Origin of the sequence: uncultured Lawsonella sp. (genome assembly GCF_947252745.1) — a bacterium.
Lineage (GTDB): Bacteria > Actinomycetota > Actinomycetes > Mycobacteriales > Mycobacteriaceae > Lawsonella.
On the sequence record NZ_CAMXWW010000002.1, the window covers coordinates 116,207 to 130,972 of the forward strand.

Annotated in this window: 10 protein-coding genes and 1 pseudogene; 8 read left to right on the forward strand and 3 right to left on the reverse strand. The window is 60.6% G+C overall.

The window, feature by feature from the left end:
- Positions 1 to 29: 29 nt before the first annotated feature.
- Entirely contained in the window at positions 30 to 1,121 is a 1,092-nt protein-coding gene (locus tag Q0X28_RS02715) for a hypothetical protein (RefSeq protein WP_298576366.1), read from the reverse strand.
- A gap of 98 nt (positions 1,122 to 1,219) precedes the next feature.
- Positions 1,220 to 2,275 (reverse strand): o-succinylbenzoate synthase, encoded by a 1,056-nt coding sequence (locus Q0X28_RS02720; RefSeq protein ID WP_298576369.1) that lies wholly within the window; start codon positions 2,273 to 2,275, stop codon positions 1,220 to 1,222.
- Between the two features lie 76 nt (positions 2,276 to 2,351).
- Here Q0X28_RS02720 and Q0X28_RS02725 point away from each other — a divergent pair, with 76 nt between their 5' ends.
- The 8 genes and pseudogenes from Q0X28_RS02725 (at position 2,352) to Q0X28_RS02760 (ending at position 13,822) form a co-directional block, all read left to right on the forward strand.
- A complete protein-coding gene (locus tag Q0X28_RS02725) occupies positions 2,352 to 3,371 on the forward strand; it encodes a 1,4-dihydroxy-2-naphthoyl-CoA synthase (protein WP_298576373.1) in 1,020 nt (339 codons plus the stop codon).
- 281 nt (positions 3,372 to 3,652) lie between these two features.
- Positions 3,653 to 5,026 carry an inorganic phosphate transporter gene (locus tag Q0X28_RS02730; protein WP_298576376.1) on the forward strand — a complete coding sequence of 458 codons (1,374 nt, stop codon included), beginning with the start codon at positions 3,653 to 3,655 and terminating at the stop codon, positions 5,024 to 5,026.
- Positions 5,026 to 5,319 carry a hypothetical protein gene (locus Q0X28_RS02735; protein ID WP_296239243.1) on the forward strand — a complete coding sequence of 98 codons (294 nt, stop codon included), beginning with the start codon at positions 5,026 to 5,028 and terminating at the stop codon, positions 5,317 to 5,319. Before Q0X28_RS02730 ends, Q0X28_RS02735 begins: the two co-directional genes overlap by 1 nt.
- Positions 5,320 to 5,382: 63 nt before the next feature.
- The gene (gene menE / locus Q0X28_RS02740; protein ID WP_298576381.1) at positions 5,383 to 6,618 is read left to right on the forward strand and encodes an o-succinylbenzoate--CoA ligase; all 1,236 of its coding nucleotides are present in this window, start codon (positions 5,383 to 5,385) and stop codon (positions 6,616 to 6,618) included.
- A 57-nt stretch (positions 6,619 to 6,675) separates the two neighbouring features.
- Positions 6,676 to 7,644, forward strand: a complete 969-nt coding sequence (locus Q0X28_RS02745; protein ID WP_296239237.1) for a 1,4-dihydroxy-2-naphthoate polyprenyltransferase — start codon at positions 6,676 to 6,678, stop codon at positions 7,642 to 7,644.
- A 363-nt stretch (positions 7,645 to 8,007) separates the two neighbouring features.
- Positions 8,008 to 9,046, forward strand: a pseudogene (locus tag Q0X28_RS08570) (beta-galactosidase); the annotation flags it as partial.
- Between the two features lie 195 nt (positions 9,047 to 9,241).
- On the forward strand, positions 9,242 to 10,207 hold the full coding sequence (locus Q0X28_RS02755) for a hypothetical protein (RefSeq protein ID WP_298576675.1): 966 nt from the start codon (positions 9,242 to 9,244) through the stop codon (positions 10,205 to 10,207).
- Between the two features lie 504 nt (positions 10,208 to 10,711).
- Complete coding sequence (locus Q0X28_RS02760) at positions 10,712 to 13,822, forward strand: beta-galactosidase (protein WP_296239231.1); 3,111 nt, start codon at positions 10,712 to 10,714, stop codon at positions 13,820 to 13,822.
- A gap of 115 nt (positions 13,823 to 13,937) precedes the next feature.
- Here the strand turns inward: Q0X28_RS02760 and Q0X28_RS02765 are convergent, their stop codons facing one another.
- Entirely contained in the window at positions 13,938 to 14,660 is a 723-nt protein-coding gene (locus Q0X28_RS02765; RefSeq protein WP_296239229.1) for a histidine phosphatase family protein, read from the reverse strand.
- Between the last annotated feature and the right edge of the window lie 106 nt (positions 14,661 to 14,766).

The following is a 14,766-nucleotide window of genomic DNA, read 5'->3' on the forward strand; positions in this document are numbered from 1 at the left end:
CGCGGTCAAGTAACCCGTGTGGTCTCAGATTACCCAGAAACACTCATCCCTGGGGAGTGGCCAGCCTCTACAGCGCTCGGCTCCGCCTCGCCAGAGACAACTGTCGCGGTATGGTCTGCCGGCGGGTCCGGGATAGGCCAGGCCGAGAAAACACACGCAGGCACCATCACCGGCACAATCGCCCACAAGGGTGCGTCCGCCCCGCCGCAGGCATAGGCAATCCCCACCGATACCAGCTGTACCAACCCGACGATCCCCACGGTTTTACGGTGCGACCCTAAATAACGTTGGAGTTTCTGGTAATTGTGTTCGCGGTGCATGAGCATCGGGTTGAGGCGGCAAAACGTGCGATAAATAAAGGTAAAGAGCACGTCCGTCCAGTAGACGGCGAGTGGGGCAATAGCGGACGGAATGGACACCCCCCGCACCATCAGCACCACACACATCACCAAGGTGGCGGCACCTGCCACATACGCACCGCTCTCCCCCGGGAAAATGCGGGCCCGCGGAAAGTTCCACGGCAGGAATCCGAGAAAACCGGCAATGACGATGAGGGTGAGAATCTGCAGCGTATTATCGACATAACCGCGGCACAAAAAGAGGGTCCACACGCCGCAAATAATGACGGAGAGTGACGTGATGCCATTAATGCCGTCCATGAAGTTGGCAGCATTCGTCACCCACACCGTAAACGGCACCATAAGGATGGCTGTGGTCACCATAGAGGCCACGCTGTACTCGATGGGACCCGTCATCATGAGGTAGATGGTGGTGCCGGACATCGCCACCCCGCCCAAAGCCAACAGCACCACGCCGGCAGTCGTATTGAGACCGTAAATGTCGTCGACAATACCCACCGCGGTGAACCACGCCACCACAATGCCCACCAGCATGAAGAGCGGCGGGATTTCCTCCCAGCCCTCCACAATAAGAGCAATGACGTGCGCCATAATCCCGAACAGGATAGCGAGGGAAATACCGATACCGCCGCCGCGCACAGTGGGGATAGAGTGGGCGCGCCGATTGCCCGGCATATCTACCAGGCCTTGGCCGCCCAGGAAAGGCAATAGGAGAATTGGCGCAATAAGGGACATCACCAGCGCGATAAGCGGTCCCAACATGCGTCTCTACCTTCGATTAGGGGGATGTGGGAGGACGGGCCTGCCCACGTACCATGCGCACCGGGTGGTGTGCATTCTCCAGTGCTCAGTCTACGGGGCTAGCAGGGGGAGGTGACGGTGTTCGCTGGATGAGTTGCGAGCGGGTAGCAGCGCTCCAGCCTCTCCCTCCACCACTGTTCACGATCCGCGGGAGCACGCAGCTCCTCCAAGCGGGCAGGGTCGGGGGCCGCGATCCGATGGGGTAAGTGGCCGTCTACCAGCTGATGTGGTTCACAGACATCCACTGTAAAGAAGCTGCCCGTGCCCAGCCCACAATCCGCCACTGCGGGGAGGGCGGCGGCCGCGGCCAAACCTGCGTTCATTCCGACAGCTGAGTCGAGGGCACTGGACACCGTGAGTGGGTAGGGAATGTGTTCGGCAAGGTGCAGTAACGCCCGTGGACCCCCCAACGGGGCAGCTTTCACGACTACCCGATCCACTGCCCCGGCGGCGATGACGCGGAGCGGGTCGGTGGCACGGCGAATGGACTCGTCAGCGGCCAACGGGATACTGCCAGCTAGTGTGTCGTGGAGTTCTACCAGCTCGGGAATGGTGTGGCAGGGCTGCTCGGCATAGTCGAAGATGTCGTTGCCGCCAGCTGCCTCCACAATGTGGGGGAGGATGGTGCGGGCCTCCGCGACTGTCCACCCCATATTGGCGTCGACACGCAGCCGTGCGGTGGGTGCATAGCGGTGGACGAGGGCCACCCGGGCAACATCATCTGCCCAGCTCTGACCGTGTTCGGCAACTTTGATTTTGAAGGTACGTACGCCGGCAAAGTCCTGCTGTACGAGGCGGCGAATAGTGTTCTGTTGGGTGACGGCGTTGAGCGCGGGGATCGTGCCGTTGACGGGGATCTGGGTGCGGACAGCGGGGGGTGGGCCAAGCCACGCCATCTCGAGGCCACTGGCCAGCCACTGGGCGGCCTCCTCATCTCCATATTCGGGGAAAGCTCCGAATTCTCCCCACCCGGCGGGGCCGGCAAAAAGCATCATTTCGCGATGGTTGATGCCCCGAAAAGTTACCCTCATGGGTATGCTCACCACGATGGCCCGCTCCTGCAGGTCAGCGAGGGTGGGGCAGGATGTGGTGGGGGTACGTGTATCGGCGGGCATAGTTCCACTCTACTGGTCTTTCTCTGATCATTAGGCCGCCTACACAGCATTAGGGCAGTGCAGTAGGCTGGGGTGCATGGAACCTTCGGCCAACATCAAGCGCTCTGGTGCGGATGCCCTTCACCCGATTGAGCCGCAGCCTCGACTAACCGACAATCCTTTCGACTCTTCACAGTGGCGCACTGTTCCGGGGTTCGAGGATCTGACGGACGTCACCTACCACCGGCATGTGGGGGAAGGGCGCGAGTATGGCATTGTCCGGGTGGCATTTGACCGGCCGGAGGTCTACAACGCGTTCCGCCCACACACGGTGGATGAGCTATTGAGAGTGCTGGACCATGCGCGCTGTACGCCCGATGTGGGAGTTGTGTTGCTCACCGGCAACGGGCCGTCCCCAAAGAACGGCGGTTGGGCCTTTTGTACGGGGGGCGACCAGCGTATCCGCGGGAAGTCGGGATACCAGTATGCGCAAACTGATGCGGACGGTGCCCCAATGGGGGACGATGTGACCACGGTAGATTCCGCACGAGTGAAGGCAGAGGGCGGCCGGCTCCACATCCTTGAGGTGCAGCGACTTATTCGGACGATGCCGAAGGTGGTGATGTGTCTGGTGAATGGCTGGGCTGCCGGTGGCGGGCACTCGCTGCATGTGGTGTGTGATCTCACCCTGGCGAGCCGGGAGTGTGCCAGGTTTAAGCAGACGGATGCCGATGTGGGCTCGTTCGATGCCGGTTTTGGTAGTGCCTATCTGGCGAAGCAGGTAGGGCAGAAGCGGGCACGGGAGATCTTCTTTTTGGGTCGTTCGTATACTGCCGCGCAGATGTATGAAATGGGGGCCGTGAATGAGGTTGTCGATCACGCCGATCTAGAGACAGTGGCAATCGAGTGGGCAAGGGTTATTAATAAAAAGTCTCCGACTGCCCAGCGGATGTTGAAGTTTGCCTTCAACTTGGCTGATGATGGTTTGGTGGGCCAGCAGGTTTTTGCTGGTGAAGCTACTCGTCTGGCGTATATGACGGATGAGGCGGTGGAGGGCCGGGAGGCGTTTTTGGAGAAGCGAACCCCGGAATGGGAGCAGTTCCCGTTCTATTACTAATGCCGTAGTTGTAATTTATTCGCGTGGTGTTCACTCGCCAAATCTGTGATTTATTAATACTGGTAAACCCCTAGTGGCCCTTTAGCTTTATGCATAAAGGTTTTCTTTAGATTTATTGTCCTACATCCTTTTTAAATATTTTTGCTACGTTGCAGGACAGCCTTCTTAAACCCCTGAATTACTTGCCCTCCTTAACGTTTAGATGTCTCACACAGCAGACCAGGATAAACGGGAGGTGAACTACGTTGTGTATCGTCCAAAGTTAGACGATAATCATCTCCGTGAGTCCTGAATTAATCATTCTCTGTATCGTGGTCGTTACCGCTCTGGCGTTCGACTTCACCAACGGATTCCACGACACAGGCAACGCAATGGCTACCTCCATTGCCACCGGCGCACTGAAACCCAAAGTCGCCGTCTCCCTATCCGCAGCTTTAAACCTTGTCGGCGCATTTCTCTCCGTGGAAGTCGCAGCCACCGTCGCCAAAGGCATCGTCAACCTCGACAAAGTGGGCATTAACCTGGCAGACGGCAAAAACCACAAGTTGCTCCTGATTGTCTTCTGCGGTCTCGTGGGCGGCATCCTCTGGAATCTCTTGACCTGGCTCTTCGGCCTCCCCTCCAGCTCCTCCCACGCCCTCTTCGGCGGCCTTATCGGCGCCGCCCTCATCTCCCTGGGGGCGGGTGGCGTCGTCTGGGGCGGCGTCATCGGCAAGATCGTCATCCCCGCCGTCCTCGCCCCCGTCGTCGCCGGCATCATCTCAGCGATCGGCACTGCACTGGTCTACCTCATTACCCGCAAAGTCGAGCATGAGAAACAGATACGCGGCTTCCGCTGGGGACAAATCCTCTCCGCGTCCCTCATCTCCCTCTCCCACGGCACCAACGATGCCCAGAAGACGATGGGCGTCATCTTCCTCGCCCTGGTCGCCTACGGCAAGGTTAACCCGGATGACGGTATTCCGATCTGGGTCAAGCTGTGCTGCGCATTGGCCATCGCCCTCGGCACCTACATCGGCGGTTGGCGCGTCATCCGCACCCTCGGTAAGGGCCTGGTAGAAATTGAATCCCCGCAAGGTATGGCCGCAGAAATGGCTAGTGCCGCGGTGATCCTCACCTCCTCCCACTTCGGCATCGCCCTCTCCACCACCCACGTCTCCACCGGCTCCATCCTCGGCACCGGCCTTGGCCGCAAAGGTGCAGAAGTGCGCTGGGGAGTCGCCGGACGTATGGTTATCGCCTGGGTAATTACCCTGCCCGCTGCCGCCATCGTCGGCGCCCTCACCTGGCTGATTGGCCACTACGTCGGCCTCCACAACGAACTGCTCGGCGTTATCGTCGTCTTCGCAGTGCTCGTCGCCACCGCCGGCTACATCTTCCACCACAGCCGCAAGACCCCCGTGAACGCCGAAAACGTGAACGACGACTGGGACGCCCACAACCCCACTCAGCTCAACGACAACAACGGCAAAGCCCCCAAAGATCGCAAGTCCCACAAGCTCGGAAAGGACTCCAAGCAGGGCACAGTTGCTGCCACCCCGGCAACAACACTCGACCCCACCACGACAGTGTCCACCGACTCCGTCACTAACGCCCCCGTCGCTGAGGCAGTCGCCGAAACCCTTCACACTCCGCAGCAGGGAGGTCAACGCTAATGTTGATAGAAACCCTTCGTAACCTGCCCGCCGTCCTTCTCGTTGGCCTCGTCTTCGGCGCTGGACTGCCCGTCCTCTTCGCCTTTGCCATGGCTGCCGGCTCCGGCAAGACCGAAGAAGTAGACGGCAAAATGGTGGAAGTGAAACCCCCAGCCATCCCCATGCGGGTCCTCTCCTACGTGCTCTTCGCACTCGTCATCGTCCTCATTGTGATGGGCGTTCTGTGGGTCTCCCAGCACTTCATCTACACCACCTTCGGACTCGACATCTTCCACACCGGCGGCAAGGGATAACCACCCGCGTTCCCACCGCCCCCAATAATCACATAACTCTTCCACAGGAAGCGGCGTCTTCCCATGCACCTCCAGGTACTCACCCTCGCCCCCACGCGAGATAGCTACCGCCAAGCAGAACCCTGCTTAGCGACCATGTTGCAGGGTGACGCCGCTTCCGCCTATTTACCCGCCCCCACCACCGCTGCCGGAACCGCCGCCCTCACCCAACTCACCCCCTACCTCCCCCACCTCGCAGCTGACACCACCCTCGTCGTCGCCACCTCCGGCACCACCGGAGACCCAAAATATGCCCAGCTAGGAGCACCCCAACTACGCGCCTCCGCCACCGCCACACACCAAGTACTGGGCGGCCCCGGAGCCTGGCTCCTCCCCCTCCCACCCCACCACATCGCCGGCATGCAAGTACTCCTCCGCAGCCTCGCCGCCGGATATGAGCCCACTCTCCAAGACACCCGCGGCGGATTCACCCTGGACAGCTTCGCCACCCTCACCCACCAACTGTTGGAACGCACCCCAGACACCCGGCACTACACCAGCCTCGTCCCCACCCAACTTCACAAAATCCTCACCGCCACTGCCCACAGCGACCCAGCCGGCCACGCAGCTCTCCAAGCACTCACCTGCTTCGACGCCATACTGGTAGGGGGCGCTGCCCTCGCACCCGAACTACTGCGCCAAGCAACCGACGCGGGTGCCCGCCTAGTCCGCACCTACGGCGCCTCCGAAACCGCGGGCGGATGCGTCTACGACGGTGTTCCCCTACCCGGCGCACGTGTCGAAATCGAGGATGCTACTGGGCGCATCTGGCTGGGCGGAGACACCATTGCCACCGGCTACCTCAACAAACCCCACCACGTTGCCTGGCAACGCCCCGGCTGGTTCCGCACCGATGACCACGGCCACTGGGACACCACCCACACCCCACCACGCCTCCACGTAGACGGGCGCCTTGACGACGCCATCTCCAGTGGCGGACTCACCATCTTCCCACACGTCGTCGAAAACGTCCTCGCCACCCATCCAGCTATTGCGCAAGCGGTCGTCCTCGGCCGACCCGACGAGCGCCTGGGTGAACACGTAGCAGCCGTCATTGTGCCAACCACCGCCCCACAGGCAACTCCCGACTTTCTCCCCACCCTGGCAGAACTCCGTACCTGGGTCATGGATGCCGGGCTCCCCGCCACAGCCGCCCCCCGCGAACTCATCGTCCGCACCAGCCTCCCCTTAAAAGGTATCGGCAAAATCGACCGACGGGCCCTCCAGGGCAGCCTGCCAGAAACGGCCCCACCGGCGTGAGCTTTGCGTTCCCACCGCTCATAGGAGCACCCGCGCGGAAAGTGCAAGAATAGACCCGTGAACGACGCCACCATCCCCACCACCCCTAGCCCAGAGATCCCACACTACACCGCCACCTTCCACGACTGGCTCATCGGGGCCCGCACCCACACCTGGCCCAATGCCATCGCCCCCGTTATTGTCGGCACCGCCGCCGCCATCCGTATCTTGGGCGCAGACTGGCTCCACAACTTGATCTGGGTGCGTGCCCTCCTCGCCATGATGGTGGCCTGGGCACTCATCGTGGGGGTGAACTTCGCCAACGACTACTCCGACGGCATCCGCGGAACCGATGACGATCGCGTCGGCCCACAACGCCTCACCGGCTCCGGGCTAGCCAAACCCTCCCATGTGAAAGCCGCCGCGTTTGGCTTCTTCGGCATCGCCGGGGTCGCCGGCATTGCACTCTGCCTCATCTCCGGCTTCTGGTGGCTCATCCTCATCGGTATCTGCTGCGTCTCCGCCGCCTGGTTCTACACCGGCGGAAAACACCCCTACGGCTACCGTGGCCTCGGAGAAGTCATGGTCTTCATCTTCTTCGGGCTGATCGCCGTCATGGGCACACAGCTCACCCAGCTGGGCAGCATCAGCTGGGAAGGGGCGGTAGCAGCTGTCGCCGTCGGCGCCTTCTCCTGCGCCAACAACCTCGTGAACAATTTGCGCGATATTCCCTCCGATACCGCCTCCGGCAAGATCACCCTGGCGGTACGCCTGGGTGACAAGCGCACCCGTATTCTCGATGCGTTCTTGGTGTTCGGACCGTTCATCCTGAGCTGCGTACTGGCACTGAGTTCGGTGTGGACCCTTCTCTCCCTCCTCGCCCTCCCTCTCGCCTGGAATGCCTACACCCCGGTCCGTACTGGACAGGTGGGGCCGGCCCTGGTGGTGTCGTTGAAGCGAACCGGCAAAGCCATGCTGGTCTGGTCTCTCCTGCTGGGCGTGGGACTAGCGCTAGGGGCCCTCGGTGTGGGTGTGGCAATTGGTTAAAGTGGGGAGGTAGGAGTTCCCCGACGCTACTCCTCCCGGTGCCCCCTCCGTCAACTATCCGCGGGGCTAGAACGGGCGGGAAGACTCCTCCCAGCATCACTCCAGAGATGATGGTGACGATGGCAGCACCGGCAGCACCAGTAATCTCGAGAACACCCGCCCTACCCCCGCTGACGACCCCGATTTTTTGCGCAAAGTCTAACGTCCAAAACCTTCGCTAGCTCCTACTTCTCTCGCTACAGTGAGAACATCATCGCCGGATCACAGCGTGATGCGAGGAGCAACACCCATGACGGGCACCATTGTCGGCTATCCCATCGGTCACTCACGCTGGCAAGTGCGCTCACTCTCGGGCTAGCCAGTATGCTCCCCTCCCTCTCCCCTGCCCACGGCGCAACTCTCTCCGGTAGCCCCACCCTGCCCGGCGCCGGAATACCCAACACCGTCAGCGCCAACACCGTCACTGGCTGGCCAGATACTGGTTGGCTCGGCACTCCCCCCTACCAGTTCCCCGGCAACGATGGCCAACCCCATAACATCACCTGGGATAAACACTCGTACATAGTGGACGGTCAACGCCTCACCATCTGGTCGGGAGAACTTCACTACTGGCGCCTCCCCTCCCCCCAGCACTGGCGGGATATTTTCCAAAAGATGAAGGCTGCCGGCTTCAACGCCGTCTCCCTCTACTTCTTCTGGGGCTACCACCAGAGCGCCCCCGACCTTCCCCTCGACTTCTCCGGCATCCGCGATGTCGATCTCCTCCTCCGCCTGGCAGACCAACAGCGCCACCACCACCCGCTCCGACCGCGACCCCACCAACTGGGAGCAACAACGCACCTGGCTCCGCAGCATCAACCACATCCTGGCCCGCCACCAGGTCACCACCGGCGGCGGCTCCGTCCTCCTGTACCAAGTGGAAAATGAAGAGCCCAACGACTCCAAACCTTACGAAAACTACCTCGCACGCCTGGTGAAGGTTGCTCGTGCAGACGGCATCACCGTGCCAATCTTCCACAATGACCCCGCGCCCGGCAATAACTGGGCATACAGCACGCCGCGAACCGGTCTCAACACCTACTCCTACGATGAATACCCGGTCCTCTTTGACTGCGCCGCCGCCTGCAAAGAACTCGTCGACCACGGAGAGAACGTCGATCGCGCCTTCGCCGCCGCCCACAACTCCCCACACTTCATCGCAGAATGCCAAGGAGGGGCCTTCACCGCCTACGGTGCCTCCTTCGATCCCACCACGTGCGCCGACTTTGTTGACGGCAACTTCTACCGCCAGTGGATCGCCCTCAATAATGGGAATGGCGTCACCGCCTTCAACTACTATATGCTCTTCGGCGGCACGAACTGGGGCTGGACTGGCTCACCCCGCAACGGGTTTACCTCCTACGACTACGGCGCCTCCATCACCGAGGATCGCGATCTACGAGACAAGCTGTCCGTGCAGAAGGAAAACGGCTACTTTTACTGCGCCTTCCCCCAACTCGTCATGATGGACAGTGCCTCCGCCCCCGCCCTCACTCACAAATGGGGAGGAAAGATCAAGGGTTACCGGCGGGTCGCTGCCGGGATGCGCCATCTCTCCATGTCCGGCCGCGGCTCCCAATACCTGGCCTTCCGCCTGGCCGACTCCAACGATGTCACCCTCACCAAATTCACCACTGCACTACGCCTTGTCGGCCCCACCGGCCAGAAGGTCACCTTCCCACGCGTCCCTCAAGAAGGCCAACTCATTCTGCACGGCCGCGATGCTTTACAGATCCCGGTGGACTTCACTATCGGCGATTGGGGAGCCTACTACTCCACCGGACAGCTCTTCTTCAACGGGCACTTGGCTGGCCGCCCCTTCGCGGTGGTGACGGGTACCGCCGGAGACCGGGGAGAGATCGTCCTCCACACCCCACATCGGCCCCAAGTGAGCAGCCGCAACACCTCCGTCACCTCCAGCTGGGATAGTGGCACGCACCAACTACGCATCAACTATGACTGGAGCTTCCACTACGACATCACTGTCACCATGCGCGGCAACACACCTCTCACCCTGCACATAGCCGACCGGCAGAGCCTGATCCGCACCTGGTCCCCCAAAAACTGGCTCAACGGCACCATGCACGGCATGCTGGTAGACAACGCCGATCTTGTCAGCGGCGTCTACTACCAGGGCAATACCGCCCACCTCACCGGCTCCATTCGCGCACCCCAGCGCATCAACCTCTGGCTGCCTGCCGGCATCATCCATGCCACCTGGAACGGGCAGCCTCTGACCCTCCACAAAGCCGGCATCCACTACCAGGCCACCCTCCCTGGCCCCGCCGCCATCACCCTCCCCACCCTCACGTGGGTAAAGCATGAGGAAAGCTACGAGCCTAACCCCGCCTACAACGACTCGTACTGGCGGACCGCCAACCTTAAACGCACCTGTAACCCGCAGCAGGGGCCCGGCTTCTTCCAACGAATCGTCCTCGATGCGAACGCCTACGGCTACCGCGACGTGCAGCGACACCTTCTCCCGCCCTATCCGCGTGTACCCGAGGTGACTGTTCAGCGGTAGTCCAGGGGGCCATGGAGCAGTAACGGTACAGCTAGTGCGAAGTGCCGGTAGTGCTCAGAAAGCAGTTCCAAGTGAGCAGCGCCCACTAAGAAGTGCCCACTAAACAGCCTCCAGCAGGAGCGATTGCTCTCTGACACACATAGGCCTACCACCTTTCTGCAGGGTTACGGCAATGGTTGCCGTCGCTGCGACGTGGCGAAAATCTCGCCGCCCATTCGCGAGTATTTCACCGCTTTTCCGCAACTCAGCAGGTCACGGCAATGATCGATTAAGAAACTGTGACACGCCCTTTTTGAGGTACGTTGCATACTTGCCATCTGTGCACGTCAGAGCACGAAAAGCAGAGTTCTACTTTTGGATAAAGTGGGGGTGACGCCGTGTTCTCGCCACGGCACCACAACTCTGCGTGAGGAGCAAGACATGGCATTTGCCACCAAGCACCCGATGTCTCGGGTGGTTTCCTTGACAAGCGCTGTAGCTCTGAGTTTGGCCACCCTGGTTCCCATGTCTTCCATGGCACCAGCCTCCGCCGCACCTCAAGCTGCGCCGTCTTCCCAATGGATCAAGTCAACCAACTATAAGTACCCAGGAAACGATGGCAAACGCCATAAAGTTACTTGGGATAAGTACTCCTACAAAGTCGATGGGCAGCGCCTCAACATCTGGTCTGGCGAAGTACATTACTGGCGACTTCCCTCCCCCAACCAATGGCGCGACGTCCTACAGAAGATGAAGGCCGCCGGCTTCAACGCCGTCTCCTTCTACTTCTTCTGGGGCTTCCACCAGAGCGCCCCTGACACCCCCTTCGACTTCTCCGGCATCCGCGATATGGATCTGCTGCTCCGCATGGCTGCAGAAGAAGGTCTCTACGTTATCGCCCGCCCCGGCCCATACATCAACGCTGAAATCTCCATGGGTGGTATGCCCGCCTGGCAGACGAACAGTTCACTGCCACTACGTACCGCTTGGGACAGCACCAACTGGAAAGAACAGCGAGCCTGGCTACGGGCCATTAACCGCATCCTGGCGCGCCACCAGGTCACCAATGGGGGTGGCTCAGTTCTTCTCTATCAAGCAGAGAATGAAGAGCTACTCTCGGTGGGCCCCTACGCCGATTACGTGAAGAAAATCGTCAAGGCCGCTAAGGACGATGGCATCACCGTGCCTATCTTCCACAACGACTACGCCCCCATGAGCAACTGGGCCTTTACCACCAAGGACACCGGGCTGGACGTCTACTCCTACGACGACTACCCCATCCGCTTCGACTGCTCCGCCGAACGCCAAAAGCTCAGCGACCACAACTGGCACATCGACCCCGCATTTAAAGCCGCCAACAACTCACCCCACTTCATTGCGGAAGCACAAGGTGGCGCCTTTACCCCGTGGGGCGCGTCCTTCAACGCCTCTGCCTGTGAACGCTTTGTCGACGCCAACTTCTACCGCCAGTGGGCGGCTCTGAACAACGGCGCCGGTGTTACCGCCTTCAACTACTACATGATCTTCGGCGGCACGAACTGGGGCTGGACCGGCTCCGCCCACTCCGGCTTCACCTCCTACGACTACGGCGCCTCCATTACCGAGGACCGCAACCTGCGCGACAAACTGTCCGTGCAGAAGGAAAACGGCTACTTCCACCGCGCCTTCCCGCAGCTGGTGGTCATGGATGCAGCCTCCAACCCGGCCGTCAACAATGTGCACGGCTCCAAGGTGAGGAGCTACCTGCGTACCTCCGCTGGCATGCGCAACCTATCCATGTCCAGCAAGGGCTCGCAGTACATGGCGTTCCGCCTAGCCAACTCCAACGACACCACCCTCACCAAGTTCACCACCAGTCTGACCACCTACGCCCCGAACGGCCAGAAGGTCACCTTCAACCGGGTACCGCAGGAAGGCCAGCTCATTCTGCACGGTCGCGACGCCTTACAGATACCGGTGGACTTCAAGATCGGTGACTGGGGAGCCTACTACTCCACCGGACTGCTGTTCTTCAATTCCCCCATGAAGGGCCGCCCGCTGGCCGTACTGACCGGCACCGCCGGAGACCGAGGCGAAATTGTGCTGCACGCCCCCACCAAGCCAGTGGTGAAGAGCGGCAACAAGTCGGTCACCTACACCTGGGACAAGGCCAAAAAACAACTGCGGATCAACTACGACTGGGGCTTCCCCTACGACATCAAAGTGTCCATGAAAGGTAAGGCTCCTCTGACCCTCCGCATCGCGGACCGTCACAGCCTCATCCGCTCCTGGTCCCCGCAGAACTGGTTGAACGGCAGGATGCAGGGCATCCTCGTGGAGAACGCGGACCTCGTTCGCTCCGTCCGCTACGAGGGCAACACTGCACACCTGGTGGGCTCCACCACCAAGCCGCAGAACGTTAAAATCTGGCTTCCCCAGGGCATCACCAACGCCACCTGGAATGGCCAGGCCCTGCCGTTGGAAAAGGCTGGAACCCACTACCGCGCTGCCCTCCCCGGACCCGCCGCTGTCTCCGTTCCGAGGCTGAAGTGGGTGAAGCACGAGGAAGGCTACGAAGCCAACCCGAACTTCGACGATTCCCGGTGGCGCGTCGCCAACATCAAACATCCGAAGAACTTCCGGCAGGGCCCGGGCTTCTTCCAGGATGTCGTCCTGGATGCGAACGCCTACGACTTCCATGAAGGTGACGTCTGGTACCGCGCCCACTACACCGCCGCCACTGACGACCCCGCTATCTGGGTGAAGGCCTTCGGCGCCCCGGGCTCCAACTTCCTGGTGTGGATGAATGGCAAGTATGTGGGTGCCTCCGCTGCCGTGAAGGGTAGCGTAGCAGACACCGGCCTGGACAACGAGTCCTCCAAGGACCCGACCGCCAACCTAACGGAAAGCCCCAAGTCCATCAGCTTTAAAGTGCCGCGCGGCACCGTGAAGAAGGGGCAGAAGGTCGTCCTCTCCATCCTGCTGCGCAACAACGGCCAGCGCGTGGACTGGGAAGGCATCGGCAACAACCTGCACGCAATGGGTGTGCTAGATGCCCGCGTAGGTAACAAGGGCAAGGTGACCTGGAAGATCCAGGGCGCCCGCGGCGGCATCCACCCAGTAGATAAGGTTCGCGGAATCTACAACAACGGTGGTCTCTACGGCGAGCGTGCCGGCTGGTATCTGCCCGGCTTCCCCGACAACACCTGGAAGCCGGCAGCCACCATGCATGCCACTAAGCCGGGCGTCACCTGGTACCGCTCCGACTTCACCCTTAATGCCCCCGCCAACCAGGACGTCATGCTGCGGCTGAACGTCAAGTCCAAGCGCTTCGAGCCGAACCGCAAGGACAAGGCACACACCGTCATGTTCATCAACGGCTGGAACGTGGGAACCTGGGTGGGAAATGTGGGCCCGCAAAAGTCCTTCACCATCCCTGCTGGTTTCCTTAACCGCAACGGCAAGAACGAAATTGCTATTGCAGTAACAGCAGAGGATGCCGGCTACGGGCCGGAAACAATCCAGCTGGCTGTTATCGACAACTGGCTGGGCTCCGTCCCGTGGATGGAGAACAAGGCCCCCGGCTACCAGCAGCTGAAGCACAACCTGATGCCTGCCTATCCGCAGATTCGGATGGCCACCGTCAAACAGAGCTAACCCTCAGTTACTGATAACACCAGAAGGGGAGCATCTCACCGGATGCTCCCCTTCTGTTATACGCAGTGTAGCTTTGCCCAGTATGACTTCCTCGAGGCCAACTCGACGTGCGGTTTTAAGCCTGTAAACCTTGCGTGAAGTCGGACTTTACGCTGGCAGGGTCCGACGTACCAGACGGTTCCTGGTACTCAATATCGGTAATGATGTCGCCATCAAACACCAGGGTGGTGATGGAGCCAAGGGAGCACATGCGCTTGCCAGGATGGTGCCCCAGGCTCTTCTCTTCAGCGAAAAGCCGCAGTACCCAAATGACGCATTGGTGGCAGACGCACACGGCCTCATGGCCACGGTTCTCCCTAACGGCTTGGTGCGCCATTGCTAGCATCCGCTCCACCATCTTGGCGTAGTGCTCGCCCCAGGAGGGAGTTCGCACGTTCCCTAGGTGTTTCCAGATACGGGGAGTAGTAAGAATCGACTTCGGGGTGAGGAGTTCATTCTCCAGATTCGAACCTGCCTCAATGAGCAGCGGACTGGTGACGATATCCAGGCCGAAATCATGGGCAAATGGGTAGGCAGTCTGCTGGGCACGCTTCAACGGCGACGCATAAACAGCCGTAATATCGTGACCGCGCAACGCATTTGCTGCATTAATGGCATGCTGCTCGCCACGCTCCGTGAGCTTAAATCCACGTTGACGGCCATAAAGACGGCCAGAGGGGTTATCGACCTCGCCGTGACGCACAAAGTGCACCTTGGTAATGGTCCCCGATGCCCCCGGCGGATACTGCCAATCCTGGTCTTCTCCAGGCAAAGGTGACGGGTACGTGGACTCAGTCATCAAAGACGCTCCTTAACGTGTTGCCCCAGAGCCGCCACCAGCCAGGCAGCAGCAGTGCAGCAAGCTGCACACGGCATGTTGATACTCTTCGCAGTCTATCGAATCA

What these genes read in the sequence shown, in the direction of transcription:
- Q0X28_RS02715 (WP_298576366.1), bottom strand. Translation starts at nt 1,121, where the DNA reads ATGTTGGGACCGCTTATCGCGCTGGTGATGTCCCTTATTGCGCCAATT.
- Q0X28_RS02720 (WP_298576369.1), bottom strand. Translation starts at nt 2,275, where the DNA reads ATGCCCGCCGATACACGTACCCCCACCACATCCTGCCCCACCCTCGCT.
- Q0X28_RS02725 (WP_298576373.1), top strand. Translation starts at nt 2,352, where the DNA reads ATGGAACCTTCGGCCAACATCAAGCGCTCTGGTGCGGATGCCCTTCAC.
- Q0X28_RS02735 (WP_296239243.1), top strand. Translation starts at nt 5,026, where the DNA reads ATGTTGATAGAAACCCTTCGTAACCTGCCCGCCGTCCTTCTCGTTGGC.
- menE (WP_298576381.1), top strand. Translation starts at nt 5,383, where the DNA reads ATGCACCTCCAGGTACTCACCCTCGCCCCCACGCGAGATAGCTACCGC.
- Q0X28_RS02755 (WP_298576675.1), top strand. Translation starts at nt 9,242, where the DNA reads ATGTCCGGCCGCGGCTCCCAATACCTGGCCTTCCGCCTGGCCGACTCC.
- Q0X28_RS02760 (WP_296239231.1), top strand. Translation starts at nt 10,712, where the DNA reads ATGTCTTCCATGGCACCAGCCTCCGCCGCACCTCAAGCTGCGCCGTCT.
- Q0X28_RS02765 (WP_296239229.1), bottom strand. Translation starts at nt 14,660, where the DNA reads ATGACTGAGTCCACGTACCCGTCACCTTTGCCTGGAGAAGACCAGGAT.